Annotated in this window: 12 protein-coding genes; 9 read left to right on the forward strand and 3 right to left on the reverse strand. The window is 51.4% G+C overall.

What is annotated here, in order from left to right; translation table 11 throughout:
• Nucleotides 1-143 precede the first annotated feature (143 nt).
• A complete protein-coding gene (locus tag A0G03_RS10305) occupies nucleotides 144-1,451 on the forward strand; it encodes a maltoporin (RefSeq protein ID WP_048261369.1) in 1,308 nt (435 codons plus the stop codon).
• A 169-nt stretch (nucleotides 1,452-1,620) separates the two neighbouring features.
• Entirely contained in the window at nucleotides 1,621-1,749 is a 129-nt protein-coding gene (locus A0G03_RS22050) for a hypothetical protein (RefSeq protein ID WP_262982847.1), read from the forward strand.
• Nucleotides 1,750-1,963: 214 nt separating this feature from the next.
• Here the strand turns inward: A0G03_RS22050 and A0G03_RS10315 are convergent, their stop codons facing one another.
• Nucleotides 1,964-3,046 (reverse strand): ABC transporter ATP-binding protein, encoded by a 1,083-nt coding sequence (locus tag A0G03_RS10315; protein ID WP_048261370.1) that lies wholly within the window; start codon nucleotides 3,044-3,046, stop codon nucleotides 1,964-1,966.
• Nucleotides 3,047-3,538: 492 nt separating this feature from the next.
• Here A0G03_RS10315 and A0G03_RS10320 point away from each other — a divergent pair, with 492 nt between their 5' ends.
• The 6 genes from A0G03_RS10320 to A0G03_RS10345 all read left to right on the forward strand — a co-directional run bounded on the left by A0G03_RS10320 (nucleotide 3,539) and on the right by A0G03_RS10345 (nucleotide 10,895).
• Entirely contained in the window at nucleotides 3,539-4,771 is a 1,233-nt protein-coding gene (locus A0G03_RS10320; RefSeq protein ID WP_048261683.1) for an extracellular solute-binding protein, read from the forward strand.
• Nucleotides 4,772-4,858: 87 nt separating this feature from the next.
• On the forward strand, nucleotides 4,859-6,175 hold the full coding sequence (locus A0G03_RS10325) for a carbohydrate ABC transporter permease (RefSeq protein ID WP_048261372.1): 1,317 nt from the start codon (nucleotides 4,859-4,861) through the stop codon (nucleotides 6,173-6,175).
• A 12-nt stretch (nucleotides 6,176-6,187) separates the two neighbouring features.
• Nucleotides 6,188-7,036, forward strand: coding sequence for a sugar ABC transporter permease (locus A0G03_RS10330; protein WP_011094699.1), 849 nt, complete (start codon nucleotides 6,188-6,190; stop codon nucleotides 7,034-7,036).
• Between the two features lie 35 nt (nucleotides 7,037-7,071).
• The gene (locus A0G03_RS10335) at nucleotides 7,072-8,292 is read left to right on the forward strand and encodes a glycoside hydrolase family 53 protein (protein WP_048261373.1); all 1,221 of its coding nucleotides are present in this window, start codon (nucleotides 7,072-7,074) and stop codon (nucleotides 8,290-8,292) included.
• A gap of 48 nt (nucleotides 8,293-8,340) precedes the next feature.
• Nucleotides 8,341-10,401, forward strand: a complete 2,061-nt coding sequence (locus A0G03_RS10340; protein ID WP_048261375.1) for a beta-galactosidase — start codon at nucleotides 8,341-8,343, stop codon at nucleotides 10,399-10,401.
• A gap of 152 nt (nucleotides 10,402-10,553) precedes the next feature.
• A complete protein-coding gene (locus A0G03_RS10345; RefSeq protein ID WP_011094702.1) occupies nucleotides 10,554-10,895 on the forward strand; it encodes a PTS sugar transporter subunit IIB in 342 nt (113 codons plus the stop codon).
• 131 nt (nucleotides 10,896-11,026) lie between these two features.
• Here the strand turns inward: A0G03_RS10345 and dld are convergent, their stop codons facing one another.
• Both dld and A0G03_RS10355 read right to left on the reverse strand, forming a co-directional pair.
• On the reverse strand, nucleotides 11,027-12,784 hold the full coding sequence (gene dld / locus A0G03_RS10350; RefSeq protein WP_048261378.1) for a D-lactate dehydrogenase: 1,758 nt from the start codon (nucleotides 12,782-12,784) through the stop codon (nucleotides 11,027-11,029).
• Nucleotides 12,785-12,854: 70 nt separating this feature from the next.
• Nucleotides 12,855-13,820, reverse strand: coding sequence for an aldo/keto reductase (locus tag A0G03_RS10355; protein WP_048261380.1), 966 nt, complete (start codon nucleotides 13,818-13,820; stop codon nucleotides 12,855-12,857).
• A 257-nt stretch (nucleotides 13,821-14,077) separates the two neighbouring features.
• Between A0G03_RS10355 and A0G03_RS10360 the strand changes: the two genes are divergently transcribed.
• Complete coding sequence (locus A0G03_RS10360; protein WP_101749504.1) at nucleotides 14,078-15,268, forward strand: NupC/NupG family nucleoside CNT transporter; 1,191 nt, start codon at nucleotides 14,078-14,080, stop codon at nucleotides 15,266-15,268.
• The last annotated feature ends 102 nt before the right edge of the window (nucleotides 15,269-15,370 follow it).

Here is a 15,370-nt window from a genome sequence, read left to right on the forward strand (position 1 = left end):
TTTTGTGTTTTGTGAGAACAATCATGTCACGCACCATTTTATTCCCCCATAATCCTTCGCCATGAGTGGAAACGTTTTACCTCCGTTCACGTCATGTTATTTGGAACATCCACATTCTTACCCGAATAAGCGAAAGGTATATTATGAAAAGAAAACTGCTGACGACATCCATTGCCCTGAGCTTGGCAATGCTGGCAACCCCTTCTTATTCTGTCGATTTTTCAGGATACTTCCGTTCTGGCGTGGGTGTTTCAAACCACGGAAAACAACAGACAGCCGATAAGAACTATGTGGGAAGATTAGGTAACGAGGATGACACCTACGGCGAAATCCAGTTAGGACAGCAGCTGTATAACGAAAATGGGAAAACGTTTTACTTCGACAGCATGATTTCCATGTTCTCTAACGGCTCGAACGATACTGAAACCACAAAAAATGACGATGCCGAGTTTGGGTTACGCCAGTTAAATCTTCAGGCGAAAGGCTTTGTGCCTGGCCTGCCGGATGCTACGGTGTGGGCAGGGAAACGCTATTATCAGCGTCATGACTTGCACATCATCGATACCAAATACTGGAATATCTCCGGTGCGGGCGCTGGGATCGAAAACGTCAAAGCGGGCGAAGGCGCGTTCTCTTTTGCCTGGATCCGGGCCGATGCCGAAAACATGGACATTGACTTAGGCTGCAACACCAATACTCAAGCATGTAAAGACAGAACTGATACTTATAACGATCTGAATATCAACTATTTAGATGCACGCTATGCGGGCTGGAAGCCGTGGGACGGCGCATGGACAGAGTTCGGTATCTCCTACGCGATGCCAAATGAAGCAGACACGCAGAAAAACGCTTTCCTCGCGGAAGGAGAAAAATTCGATCCTAAGAACTCGATGATGATCACCGGCGAGCTCAGCCACTATTTCTCCGGCCTCAAATCCAACCAGAAACTGGTGCTGCAATATGCCGACAAAGGGCTGGCGCACAATATGGTCGATCAGGGCGGTGGCTGGTATGACGTCTGGAGCATCAACGACAGCGCCAAAGGCTATCGTGTCATTCAGGCAGGTGACCTGCCGATCACCGATAGTATTTCCCTTAGCCATGTCCTGACCTACGGTAAAGCGGATGAAATCAGCCGCTGGCGCGACAGCACCGAATTATTGTCTGCGGTAGGTCGCGGCCAATATGCCTGGACCAAGAACCAAAAAACCTATCTGGAAGCGGGCGCATACCAGAAAAAAGACAGCTGGAAAGCCGGAACCGAAACCAAATACAGCGGCCAGAAATACACGCTGGCACACGCTTTCAGCGCCGATATACCTATGCTGACCCGTCCGGAACTGCGCTTCTTCGTTTCTTACCTCGACGGTGGGAATGAAAATAAAAACCGCTTCAACGACGATCGCAGCAACGCGGTGAACTTCGGTATTCAAGCGGAAGCCTGGTGGTAATACAGTCCTAACCCTCAGCTCGACGGGCTCATCATTCCCGTCGGGTATTTCCCAAAAGGCTTTCTGCGGAAGGCCTTTTTCCGTTGCGGATAATATCCGCTATAACATTTTCACTGCTTCATGTGTGGTAATACGAAAGTTTCGTGCGTGTTAACTACCGATCAAATCTGTGATTTCACCACACGCCCGACAAGGCGCGCTCAGTCGCCGCAGCGCCTTGACCACTGGCTTTTCGGCGCTAATTACGTCGCTACGCGATACCTTCGGCGTTCGTGACCGCTATTCGGGCCGCCAGTGACGCGCTCCAGACGCGGCACTGCCTTTCGCGGCGTCCATGCCGCTCACCCGGCAGTCACGCCCACCTCAGCGCAATTTTTTACGCCAGAGAAACCCAAAACAGCGGAATATTGAGAGACAGATGATTTTATCAGAAGCCATAAAAGTCAGCGCCCGCTAAGGGCGCTGTTTAGTTGGGGGGTTTGCTATTTAGATTCAGCGATTCAGTCGCTTAATTACGCACTAATTCTCAAGCCATCGGCGTTGAACACTAGGCAGTTAGTGGGGGAGAAGAAAACCTCAATGTGTTCATAGGGCTTGAAGGCGCTGTCGCCAGCCAGCAGAAGTTTGAAGTTATCAATGCCACAGCATTGGCCGAATAGGTAGGTGCTGTTACCTAAACGCTCGACGACTTCACAACCGAATGACAGGCGGATCCCCTCACCTTCCGGTGAAACGTGTTCCGGCCGCAGCCCCAGCGTTATCGTACTGCCAACGCTCAGCTCACTGGTTCGGATCGGCAGTTCAAGCTGTAGCTGATCGGCGACATTGACCGTCAGGCTATCCGGCGTCCAGTCGATAACCCGTGCAGGCAGGAAGTTCATTTTTGGTGAGCCGATGAACCCCGCGACAAACTGGTTAACCGGATGATAGTAAAGCTCCATTGGCGATCCAACCTGCTCGACTTTACCGTAATTCATTACCACGATTTTGTCGGCCAGCGTCATGGCTTCGACCTGATCGTGCGTTACGTAAACCATCGTCGTTTTCAATTCCTGATGCAGCTTGGCAATGTGCAACCGCATATCCACGCGCAGCTCTGCATCAAGGTTCGACAGCGGTTCATCAAACAGGAATACCTTCGGGTTACGCACAATCGCACGCCCTATCGCCACGCGCTGGCGCTGGCCGCCGGACAGCTCTTTCGGCTTGCGCTCCAGCAAATGAGACAGTTGCAGCGTCTTCGCCACCATTTCGATCTGGTGCTTAATCTGGTCTTTCGGAACGCCATTAACGCGCAGGCCGTAGCCCATATTCTCGGCGACAGTCATGTGTGGGTATAGCGCATAGGATTGAAACACCATGGCTACGCCACGATGCGCGGGGGCGACATCATTCACTACTGCATCATCAATCATGATTTCACCGCCCGTGACATCTTCCAGTCCGGCAATCATTCTCAGCAGCGTCGACTTACCACAGCCAGACGGCCCAACAAAAACGGCGAACTCTCCATCTGCAATCGTCAGATTCACATCGTGAAGCGTAATCGTTTTGCCAAAATGCTTACTCACTTTATCCAACTGGATCGACGCCATAACGGTAACCTCTTGATAATTTTGCTTTTCGGGATATAAGCGCTGAGTCACAACGGCCCAGTGGTCGTCTACTCAAAATGGCTCGGCAGCCCTTCCAGACGTATCAGCATCCGGCCAGGCTTACCTGCACGCTGGTCATAATCGCAATATAACAGCATGGTGTAACCGTTTGCACAAACAGGGGGTTACTTTTGTGCATAAGATCACAGCCTTTACATGTTTCACTGGCAGACGTGGCGCACTCTGCTTAATGTAATCGCCATTGATGTAACCGTTACCCTAACTTGTGAGAAACGCGCAATAAAGCATCACGCGCCACACAGCGACGATCACCACACAATGCGTACTGTTAGATGTCTCATTTCCTGCTGTGTACTGCCGTGCGATGTAACGTTACACCAACATCGCACAAGGACGACAAAAATGGCGAGAACGGGAAGTGCGCAACGATTTCCTACCATGATTGGCCCACCAGGGCTTTGAGGACTAATGATGAAAATGAAAACACTGACCACCGTCATTATGATTTCACTGGGTATCACCGGCGTGCTCAGCAAATCAGCGCTGGCAGCCGACAAAGAACTTCTGGTATGGGAAGATATCAAGAAATCCGACGGCATCGCCGATGCGATCAAAGCCTTTGAAAAACAGAATAATGTCAAAATCAAAGTGCTGGAAACGCCTTACGCTCAGCAGATTGAGAAACTCCGTCTGGATGGCCCTGCGGGTATCGGTCCAGATGTGATAGTGATGCCACACGATCAGGTTGGCACCGCCGTGGTTCAGGGATTGATTAGCGAACTGAAGTTGGATCAGACATTCCTGTCGAGTTTCACCAAACCCGCACTGGAAGCACAAACCTATAACGGTAAGCTGTACGGCGTGCCGAAAGCGGTTGAAACCACCGTTCTGGTGTACAACAAAGATCTGATGCCACAGCCGCCGGAAAAATTCGACGACCTGTTCACCTTCTCCAAACAGCAGCGTGCCGAAGGTCGCTATGGTCTGCTGGCGAAATTTGACGAGATTTATTACGCCTATGGCGTCATCGCCGGAATGGGCGGCTACATTTTCGGCCAGAACAGCAACGGTTCACCGAATGTGAAAGATATCGGTCTGGATAAACAAGCCACCATCGACGCCGTCAACTACATCAAGAAATTCTATGCAGATGGCCTGTTCCCGCCCGGTATCGTTGGTGAAACCGGCGCTAACGCCATCGACTCCCTGTTTACCGAGAAAAAAGCCGCTGCCGTGATTACCGGCCCGTGGGCATTCCAACCGTATAAAAACGCAGGCGTAAACTATGGCGTGGCCCCTCTGCCGCTGCTGCCAAACGGCGAACACCCGCGTTCACTGCTGGGCGTGAAAGGCTACAGCATCTCTACCTACTCAAAAAACAAAGAGCTGGCACAGAAATTCATTGAGTTCATCAATCAGCCGGAATACGCCAAAGTTCGCTTCCAGTTGACCGGTGAAATCCCGCCGATCGCCGCACTGGTTGACGATCCGCTGATTAAGAATGACGAAAAATCCCGTGCTGTCGCTATCCAATCTGGTTATGCCGTCCCGATGCCGAGCGTACCGGAAATGCAGGAAGTCTGGACGCCAGCCAACAGCGCGCTGCAACTGAGCGTGACGGGCAAGCAGGACACTAAAGCGGCGTTGGAATCTGCCGTGAAGGTAATAAAAATGCAGATCGAAGCTAACCACAGTAACCAGTAAACCACTGCACCACCGTGGGTCAACATGGGATCCCCTTGTTTATCCCCACTCGGTTTCGGGATGTGGGGATACCATGTTTTTAAGAAAATGGAGGTAGATGTGACCATCAACGCCAGCGGCCTTGTGCCACAAGAAAGAGGACATCGTCACGCCAGAACGGCTGTATTGCTGGCGCTCGTCCCCGGACTCGGACAGATTTATAATCGCCAGTTCGTCAAAGGCGCGCTTTTCTTTATCGTCATGATCTGCTTCATCGGCATATTCCATGATTTCCTGCGGAACGGTGCCTGGGGGCTTATCACGCTAGGCACCGAACTGCCGCACGATCACTCTATTTTTCTGCTGGCAAAAGGCATTATCAGTGTGATCGTCGCCGCCTTTGGTGTCGGCGTCTACTATTACAGCCTGCGCGATGCCTACGTCTGCGGCACCAGACGTGATAAAGGCCTGCCGTTGAACAGCGTGAAGAAGCAATATCAAATGCTGCTGAGCGAAGGCTTCCCTTATCTGATGATCACGCCCGGCTTCATCCTGCTGGTATTTGTCGTGGTTTTCCCGATTATTTTCGGCTTCTCCATTGCCTTTACCAACTACAACCTCTACCACACACCGCCTGCCAAGCTGGTCGACTGGGTGGGGATGACAAATTTCATCAACATCTTCCGACTCGATCTCTGGCGTTCCACGTTCTTTGACGTGCTGCAATGGACGGTAATTTGGACGCTGATTGCGACCACACTCCAGTGCGCCGTGGGTATCCTACTGGCGATTTTGGTGAACCAGAAAGGACTGCGTTTCAAACCGCTGATCCGTACCATCCTGATCCTGCCGTGGGCAGTGCCGGGCTTCGTTACTATTCTGGTATTCGCAGGCATGTTTAACGAAACGTTTGGCGTGATTAATAACGGTATTCTGGCCGCTCTGGGGATTGAACCCAAAGCGTGGATGACCGATCCGTTCTGGACAAAAACCGCGCTGATCCTAATGCAAACCTGGTTAGGTTTCCCGTTTGTGTTCGCCATGACCACCGGCGTATTGCAGGCTATTCCTGACGATTTGTACGAAGCAGCGACCATTGACGGTGCCAGCAGTTGGTACAAGCTGACCACCATCACGCTGCCGCTGGTGCTCTACTCCATTGCCCCCATCATCATCACGCAGTACACGTTCAACTTTAATAATTTCAACATCATTTATCTGTTCAACAACGGTGGCCCGGCGGTGATCGGCTCCAACGCGGGCGGAACGGATATTCTGGTGTCCTGGATTTATAAGCTGACGATGTCCTCATCCCAATATGCGATCGCAGCCAGCATCACGATTCTGCTGTCGATCTTTGTCGTGGGAATCGCGCTGTGGCAGTTCCGTGCCACCAATTCCTTCAAACAAGACAACATGGCATAGGAACGCGCGCAGATGAAAAAACACAGCGTAAAACGCCAGAATTTTATCAAACTCGGCCTGACCTACCTGCTGTTGACGATTGTGGCCGTCATCATTATTTATCCGCTGATCTGGACGGTAGGCGCGTCGCTTAATCCGGGCAGCAGTCTGCTCAACACGTCGATCATTCCGGATAACTTCTCCTTTATTCACTATGAGGAGCTGTTTAACGGCCAGATCGACTATGCTGCCTGGTACTGGAATTCGATGAAAATCAGTTTCCTGACCATGATTTTGACGCTAGTCAGCGTCAGTTTCACCGCGTATTCATTCTCTCGCTTCCGCTTTCGCGGCCGCCAGAACGGGCTAATGCTGTTTCTGCTGTTGCAGATGATTCCGCAGTTCTCCGCGCTAATCGCCATCTTCGTACTGGCGCAGATGTTAGGGCTGGTGAACAGCCATATTGCGCTGGTGCTGGTTTACGTCGGCGGCATGATCCCGATGAACACCTATCTGATGAAAGGCTATCTGGATGCCATTCCGAAAGATCTGGATGAGTCTGCACGTATGGACGGTGCAGGCAACTTCCGCATCTTTATCGAGATCATTATGCCGCTGTCTAAACCAATCATCGCGGTGATTGCCCTGTTCTCGTTCACCGGTCCGCTGGGTGATTTTATTCTTTCCAGCACCATCCTGCGCACGCCAGATCAATACACGCTACCCATCGGGCTTTATAACCTGGTCGCACAGAAAATGGGCGCTAGCTACACCACCTACGCCGCCGGAGCCGTGCTGATCGCGGTGCCGGTCGCCATTCTTTATCTTTCATTGCAAAAGTACTTTGTCTCCGGCCTGACATCAGGCGGAACCAAAGGGTAATTACTCAACATCTGTACCTATTCCAGGAACGTAAAATGAAAATGAAAAAACGCGTACTGATGGCCGCCATGTTGGCAACTGGCCTGTTGACCGTCTCCCTGCCGCAAACCCTGTATGCCGCAGAGAATGTGACGATCAACACGTTGACGAACGTCCCTGCCGACTTCATTAAAGGCGCGGATATCTCCATGCTAAATGAAGTAGAAAAGCACGGCGGAAAATTTTATGACGAGCATGGCAAACAGAAAGACGCCATGCTGATTCTGAAAGAGAACGGGATTAACTACATCCGTCTGCGCATCTGGAACGATCCGAAAGATACAGCAGGCAACGGCTATGGCGGCGGTAATAACGATTTAGCCACCACACTGGCGCTGGCTAAACGTGCCAAAGCCAACGGCATGAAAGTGCTGCTGGATTTCCACTACAGCGATTTCTGGACCGATCCGGCCCACCAAAACAAACCCAAAGCGTGGTCTGGCCTAAATGTGGCACAGCTCACCACTGCCGTACATGACTACACCAAAGCCACTATTAGCGAATTCCAGAAAGCAGGCGTCATGCCGGATATGGTGCAGATTGGTAACGAACTGAACGGCGGGATGCTGTGGCCGGAAGGAAAAAGCTGGGGTCAGGGTGGCGGCGAGTTCGATCGCCTCGCTGGGTTACTGAAAGCCGGTATTCAGGGCGTGAAGGACGTACAAGGCGCGAATAACGTCAAAATCATGCTGCATCTGGCAGAAGGCACCAAAAACGACACCTTCATCTGGTGGTTTGATGAAATCGTCAAACGCAATGTCCCATTCGATGTGATCGGAGCCTCGTTTTACACCTACTGGAATGGCCCTATCAGCGCGTTGCAGTACAACATGAACGACGTCACCAAGCGCTACAATAAAGACATCATCGTGGTTGAAGCCGCCTATGCTTATACGCTGGAAAACTGCGATAACGCCGAAAACAGCTTCCAGCAAAAAGAGCTGGATGCGGGCGGCTACCCGGCTTCCGTTCAGGGGCAGGCCAATTACCTGCACGATTTGATGCAAAGCGTCATCAACGTGCCCAACCAGCGCGGCAAAGGCATCTTCTATTGGGAGCCAATCTGGCTGCCTACCCCCGGCGCAACCTGGGCTACGAAAGCTGGCATGAAATATAACAACGATGAGTGGAAGGAAGGCAACGCACGCGAAAACCAGGCGCTGTTCGACTGCAAAGGCAACGTCCTGCCTTCCATCAAAGTGTTCAATCAGCGCTAAGCACACAAACCGAATTCAACACGTTGACAACCCGTTTAGGAGAGAACGATGTTCAAATTCCCCCCACTAAGCAGCAAGGTGCCCGTTCTGCTGCACGGTGCTGACTATAATCCTGACCAATGGCTAGACAACCCAGAGGTACTGGAAAAAGACATTGAGATGATGAAGCAGACCCAGTGCAACGTCATGTCCGTGGGCATTTTCAGTTGGTCTGGGATTGAACCGGAAGAAGGTCGCTACGAATTTGGCTGGTTGGACAGCATCCTCAACACGCTGTATGCCAATGGGATCTTCGTTTTTCTGGCAACACCCAGCGGTGCTCGTCCAGCCTGGCTATCGCAAAAATACCCGGACGTGCTGCGCGTGGGTAGCAACCGTGTACAGGCGCTGCACGGCGGTCGCCACAACCACTGCCTGAGTTCGCCGAATTATCGCGAAAAAGTAAAACAAATGAACACCCAGTTGGCAAAACGCTACTCGCACCATCCTGCGGTGATCGGCTGGCATATTTCCAACGAATACAGCGGCGAGTGCCACTGTGATACCTGCCGCAGCACTTTCCAGAGCTGGCTGAAAGCACGCTACGGCACGATAGACGCGTTGAATAAAGCGTGGTGGAGCACCTTCTGGAGCCACACCTACACGGACTGGTCGCAGTTGGAGCCGCCGTCACCGATTGGTGAAGTTTCTATTCACGGCCTGAATCTGGACTGGAAACGCTTTAACACCTCACAGGTTAGTGATTTCTGTGCCGCAGAAATTGCGCCGCTAAAAGCCGAAAACCCGTCTCTGCCAGCCACGACGAACTTCATGGAATATTTCTATGATTACGACTACTGGCAGTTGGCGAAGGTGATCGACTTTATCTCCTGGGACAGCTACCCGCTGTGGCATAACGAGGAAGATGACTGCACGCTGGGCGCCTATACCGCGATGTATCACGATCTGATGCGCACGCTGAAAGGTGGAAAGCCCTTCTACCTGATGGAATCAACGCCGAGCCTGACCAACTGGCAGCCGATCAGCAAGCTGAAAAAGCCAGGTATGCACATTCTGTCTTCGCTTCAGGCGGTCGCACACGGTTCAGACTCCGTTCAGTATTTCCAGTGGCGTAAGAGCCGCGGTTCCGTCGAGAAATTCCACGGTGCCGTCGTCGATCATGTCGGGCATATCAACACCCGCGTTGGGCGCGAAGTACAGGAGTTGGGTGACATACTCAATAAACTCGCCCCTGTTGCAGGCAGCCGAGTCGACGCGAAAGTCGCTATCATTTTCGACTGGGAAAGCCGCTGGGCGATGGATAATGCTCAAGGGCCGCGCAATGCAGGGCTGTTCTATGAAAAAACCGTCACTGATCATTATCGGACGTTTTGGGAACAGGGCGTGGCGGTGGACATCATTAACGCCGATGTCGACCTCAGCGGTTATCAGGTCGTGATTGCACCGATGCTCTACATGGTGCGCGATGGCTTTGCCGAACGCGTCGATGCTTTCGTCAAACAAGGTGGCCGCTTCGTCACTACCTACTGGTCTGGTGTCGTTAACGAAACCGATCTGTGCTACCAAAACGGTTTCCCTGGCCCACTTCGTCCTATCATGGGGATCTGGGCGGAAGAAATCGACGGGCTGTACGATCATGAAAGCAACAGCATCAGCGGTCTGGACGGTAATGAACAGCGTCTGGTTGGCCCGTATCAGGTCACCCATCTGTGCGAACTGATTCATCTGGAAGGCGCGCGGGCGCTGGCGACCTATGACAGCGATTTCTATGCCGGGCGTCCAGCCGTTACGGTCAATGATTATGGCAAGGGTCAGGCCTATTACATCGCGTCGCGCAACGATCTCGCCTTCCAACGTGATTTCTTCACCACGCTGATACAAACGCTAGATCTACCGCGTGCGCTGCCAACCGATCTGCCTTACGGCATTGTCGCCCACCGTCGCGATGACGGAGAAAGTGAGTTTATCTTCGTTCAGAACTACACGGCAACGCCGCAGCAAATTACGCTACCCGCCGCCTACGAGGAAATGACCACGGGCAGCACGCTTTCAGGGTCTATCGACCTGTCAGGCTACGGCTGTCGGATTCTCCGCCGCGCGCTACAGTAAAGCTCATGCTTGTCAGTTAAGCATCGCAATACTGAGGGGCAACGGTGATGGATGTTTCGACGAAACCTCATCACCGTGTGTCGCCTAACAGTAATGTTAGGTGAGCGGCATTATCATACGCACGCTGATAAACAAACGAAGAGGTGACTACGATGGGCAAGATTCACAATTTTCGGAAATTGTTCGCATCAATGTTGGGTAAGCAAATTACCGAGATTGAAATCGCTTCACCGCTAGACAAAGAGAATTTGCAGCAGTTGGTGAACGCCTTTGGCGGCAAAGAAAATATCGTCAGTCTGGATGCCTGCATTACCCGACTGCGGGTCGAAGTCCACAGCCTGCGTCTGGTCAACAGTGACAGTCTGCAAAAGCTGGGTGCTATCGGCGTGATTATTGTCGGTCATCAGGTGCAGGCTATTTTCGGCACCCAGTCAGATAACCTGCGGCGCGAACTGGCGGCCTGGTTTGAAGACGACGGCGCAGAGGCACACTAACGACACGTTTTCGTCCCGATCGGTGACCAATTCTGATCTGTCACGCAGGGCAGCCGACGGGCTAAAAACGGTGAAACGCATTAAGCCATCCCGCTAACGGACACAACACGCCCGTTAGCGGCATCAGCTATTTAATGGTTAGTGTGGTGCTCTTCACAGCCGGTACAGCCCCAGTTTTTCAGCTTGGTGGTTTTGCCTATTCCTGGGTTCAGGCTATTGGTAGGATCGCTGTTCTGATAAAACGCTTTCAACTGGGGTTTAGCCTGATAGAGATGACCAACATTGTGCTCTGCCGGATATTCCGCCCCACGCTGATCGAGTAAGGCCAGCATTCTCTCTTTCAGTTCATGAACATCCACGCCTTTCTTCACAATATAATCCTGATGGAAGACATGGCACATGAAGTGGCCGTAATACAACCGATGCACCAGCATATCGCTAATATCCGCCGGTAAATGCTCGAACCATTCACGGTCGTTACGCCGCAGAGCGATGTCCAGAGCCAGGATATTTTCCACGTCATTGCTGTGTACTGCATGGTAACGGATCGCGGCTCCCGCTGCTGCGAAGCGATGCAGAAAGGCCTTCGCACCTTCTTCCGGCGTACAGACAAAAAACTCGCCGTCGGCATCATGAAAATATTCTTCCAGCCAACGATGTGCTTCATCAATGCCGTCTCCCGCCATTTTCACCATCAAATGGTGTTCGAAACGGTCACGATACGTTTTCATCCGCGCCGGTAGATGAGAAGGCAGCAAGCGGCCGAGAAACTGCATGGTACGATCAACAAGATGCGGCGGAAGGAAAGGCACTTTGCTAAAGATCGCGTCCATCTGCCCTTTCAGGTTGAAAAATAAGGGCAATTTATCCGTACCCAGTTTATCGATCATCATAAACGTATCTTTGCCGTATGTTTCGGCGATATCGAATATATCGCGGTGCATATACTCGCCCGCCACCGGCAGATTTTTAAAATCTGCGAGCATATGACGGCGTAATTCCGTCAATACCTGCGGCTGATTAGTCCCAATATAAAAAACCTGTTGGGATTTTTCCGCCGGAAACGTATCCAGACGCACGGCAAAAATCGACAGTTTTCCTGCACAGCCAGCGGCCTCAAATAAGCGGCGCTCATCAGCGTTAAAGCGCGACGGCGTGTCTGCATCTACATCCCGCACACGTTCAATATAGTCGTGGTCAGATGCCTGACGCTCGTCATAAATCACGTCCTTCGCGTCATACTGTTGCGATTCCAAACGGGTCAGGATCGCTTCCGGCGTATCACCCAAATTGATTCCCAGATGGTTGATCAGCTCTACCTGACCTTGCTCGTTAACCCGGCCGTAAAGTGCCATTTCGGTATAGGCTGGGCCACGATGAACCAAAGAACCACCGGAGTTATTGCAAATTCCCCCAATCACCGATGCGCCAATACACGAAGAGCCGATCACAGAATGCGGTTCACGCCCAAGCGGTTTCAATACGCGCTCAAGATGCCACAGAGTACTTCCCGGCAGCGCTACAACCTGTCGTCCTTCATCCAGCAGTTGAACGCTATCCAAGCGCAGGGTATTGATGATCACGATTTCCCGATCGTAATCATTACCGCTCGGGGTAGAACCCTCAGTTAACCCCGTATTAGCGGCCTGCATCAGCACGATACAACCCGCTTCAATACTGGCTTTAAATACCTGCCACTGCTCAAGTAGCGAAGCAGGAAAAACCACCGCCAGCGCCTCCCCGCTACCTGAACGAAAGCCTTTGCGATAACGCTCTGTTTTATTTTTATCGGTTAAGATGTGGGGCTTACCGACAATGCGGGTTAGCGTTCTGATAAGATCGTGAGAATCAATGGAAATGCGACTTTCTGAGGTTACATCGTCCTTCATAGCGGTCTGTCCTGTTAATTAATTTAACAAGTACGATAAAAAGACTCGTATTCAAAAAACGTTCTATTTATTAGTAACGACTTGCGCGGTTCAGTAGCTCAATATCTTCTACTGGCAACACCAGCCGCGTCGCGCTTGCCAGCTCAGCGACCTGCTCCAGCGATGTCGCACTGGCTATCGGAGCAGTAATGCCTGGACGTGCAATTAGCCATGCCAGCGCGACCTGCGATGGCGTCGTCTGATGCGCATTCGCCACGCTATCCAGCGCTTCCAAAATAGTGCGACCGCGTTCGTTCAGGTATTTTTCTACCACCCCCTGCCCACGTGCACTTTTTGATGCATCCTTCGGCTGACGATACTTGCCTGACAAAAATCCGCTGGCCAGCGAATAATAGCTAATGACCCCGATCCCTTGCTCACGCACCAGCGGTTCCAGCGCAGCCTCATACCCTTGACGATCGTACAAATTGTATTCCGGTTGCAACGTTTCATAACGCACCAGATGATTGGCTTTACTGACCTTCAGCGCTTCCGCCAGACGCGCCGCACTGTAGTTGGACGCCCCAATCGCACGGACCTTCCCCTCTTGAATCAACGCATCAAACGTGGCCAGCGTTTCTTCCAGCGGCGTATCTTTGTCATCAGTATGTGCCTGATAGAGATCGATGTAGTCAGTTTGTAAGCGCTGTAATGAAGCCTCAACCGCCTGTCGAATATAGCGAGGAGACAGTCCTTTCTTGCCATCGCCCAAATCCATCCCGACTTTGGTGGCGAGAATGACGTTGTCGCGCTGACCGCTTTTTTTCAACCAGTTGCCGATGATCGTTTCAGATTCACCGCCTTGATTGCCGGGTGCCCAGCGCGAATAAACATCCGCGGTATCAATGAAATTCAACCGATGCGCCACCAGTGCGTCCAGCAAACTGAACGACGTCGACGCATCAACCGTCCAGCCAAAGACATTACCGCCGAACGAGAATGGCGGAACTACAATTCCTGAACGTCCAAGCTCGCGTGTAGTATTTGATACTGACATAATCACTCTCCTTTTGAATCATGCAGAAAACATCACGAAGAATACACGCCAATCTGCCACTTAAAATATGACGGGTATATGTGGAATAAGAATAATGAATGAACAGAAAGGCGCAAATAACGAGACGTGGCATTTAGTTTAGATAAAATCCCAAGGTATAATTGTTTTTTTGTGTCTTTCCTCTCATTTTTAGTGCACGCGTTACATAAAATGACGTGGAAAATTTGGCCTGCCTCATATTTGGAGCACACATGTCCTTGTCCCATATTGCGCAATTTATTCTGGCGCTGGTTGTTGTTACGGCGCTGGCGCTGCTTGTCTGCCGCGATCGTAAAAGCATTCGTATTCGTTTCATTATTCAGCTACTCGTCATCGAAATTCTGCTCGCTTACTTCTTCCTGTACTCAAACGTTGGGTTAGGTGTCGTCAAAGGGTTCGCCGCAGTCTTCGACAAATTACTCGGATTTGCAGGCCAAGGGACGGACTTCGTATTCGGTGACATGGTGAATAGTGAGAAGAACCTGATTTCCTTCTTCTTCAAAGTGCTCTGCCCTATCGTCTTCATTTCCGCGCTGATCGGTATTCTGCAACACATTAAAGTGCTGCCCTTCATTATCCGCATCATTGGTACGGTTCTGTCCAAAGTGAACGGCATGGGTAAACTGGAATCCTTTAACGCGGTCAGTTCACTGATTCTCGGCCAGTCCGAAAACTTCATTGCCTACAAAGATATCCTGGGCAAGATGTCCGAAAAACGCATGTACACCATGTCTGCGACTGCCATGTCCACCGTCTCGATGTCCATCGTCGGTGCGTATATGTCTATGCTGGATGCCAAATTCGTCGTTGCCGCGCTGATTCTGAACATGTTCAGTACCTTCATCGTGCTGTCGCTGATTAACCCCTACAAAGTCGGCGAAGAGCAGGAATTGCAGTTGGGTACTCTGCATGAAAATCAGAGCTTCTTTGAAATGCTGGGCGAATACATTCTGGCAGGCTTCAAAGTCGCCGTTATCGTCGCCGCCATGCTGATCGGCTTCATTGCCCTGATTGCCGCAGTCAACGCGGTTTTCAGTGCCATTTTTGGCGTCAGTTTCCAAGAAATCCTTGGCTACGTGTTCTACCCGTTCGCCTGGATCATGGGTATCCCGTCTCATGAAGCCCTTCAGGTTGGTAGCATCATGGCAACCAAACTGGTTTCTAACGAATTTGTCGCGATGCTGGAACTGCAAAAAGTGGCAGGCGAACTGTCTCCGCGCAGCGTGGGCATTCTGTCTGTGTTCCTGGTGTCCTTCGCCAACTTCTCGTCCATCGGTATTATTGCTGGTGCGATTAAAGGTCTGAACGAGCAACAGGGCAACGTAGTTTCCCGTTTTGGCCTGAAACTGGTTTACGGTTCCACACTGGTGAGCATCCTTTCCGCCGCTATCGCCGGTCTGGTGCTATAACGCTTCATCGTGTTATAAAATTCTCATCTCAGTCCGGCAGTCTTACGCTGCCGGATTTTTTTTCCTACAAACCCTGACACATCTTCCATATTTCCTTCATTT

This window comes from Pectobacterium peruviense, from assembly GCF_002847345.1.
In the GTDB taxonomy this organism is placed as follows: Bacteria; Pseudomonadota; Gammaproteobacteria; order Enterobacterales; family Enterobacteriaceae; genus Pectobacterium; species Pectobacterium peruviense.

Excerpts from the sequence above, each read along its gene's own strand:
- A0G03_RS10335 (WP_048261373.1), top strand. The coding sequence starts at position 7,072 with ATGAAAATGAAAAAACGCGTACTGATGGCCGCCATGTTGGCAACTGGC.
- A0G03_RS10320 (WP_048261683.1), top strand. The coding sequence starts at position 3,539 with ATGAAAATGAAAACACTGACCACCGTCATTATGATTTCACTGGGTATC.
- A0G03_RS10355 (WP_048261380.1), bottom strand. The coding sequence starts at position 13,820 with ATGTCAGTATCAAATACTACACGCGAGCTTGGACGTTCAGGAATTGTA.
- A0G03_RS10340 (WP_048261375.1), top strand. The coding sequence starts at position 8,341 with ATGTTCAAATTCCCCCCACTAAGCAGCAAGGTGCCCGTTCTGCTGCAC.
- A0G03_RS10330 (WP_011094699.1), top strand. The coding sequence starts at position 6,188 with ATGAAAAAACACAGCGTAAAACGCCAGAATTTTATCAAACTCGGCCTG.
- dld (WP_048261378.1), bottom strand. The coding sequence starts at position 12,784 with ATGAAGGACGATGTAACCTCAGAAAGTCGCATTTCCATTGATTCTCAC.
- A0G03_RS10325 (WP_048261372.1), top strand. The coding sequence starts at position 4,859 with ATGGAGGTAGATGTGACCATCAACGCCAGCGGCCTTGTGCCACAAGAA.
- A0G03_RS10315 (WP_048261370.1), bottom strand. The coding sequence starts at position 3,046 with ATGGCGTCGATCCAGTTGGATAAAGTGAGTAAGCATTTTGGCAAAACG.
- A0G03_RS10345 (WP_011094702.1), top strand. The coding sequence starts at position 10,554 with ATGGGCAAGATTCACAATTTTCGGAAATTGTTCGCATCAATGTTGGGT.
- A0G03_RS10305 (WP_048261369.1), top strand. The coding sequence starts at position 144 with ATGAAAAGAAAACTGCTGACGACATCCATTGCCCTGAGCTTGGCAATG.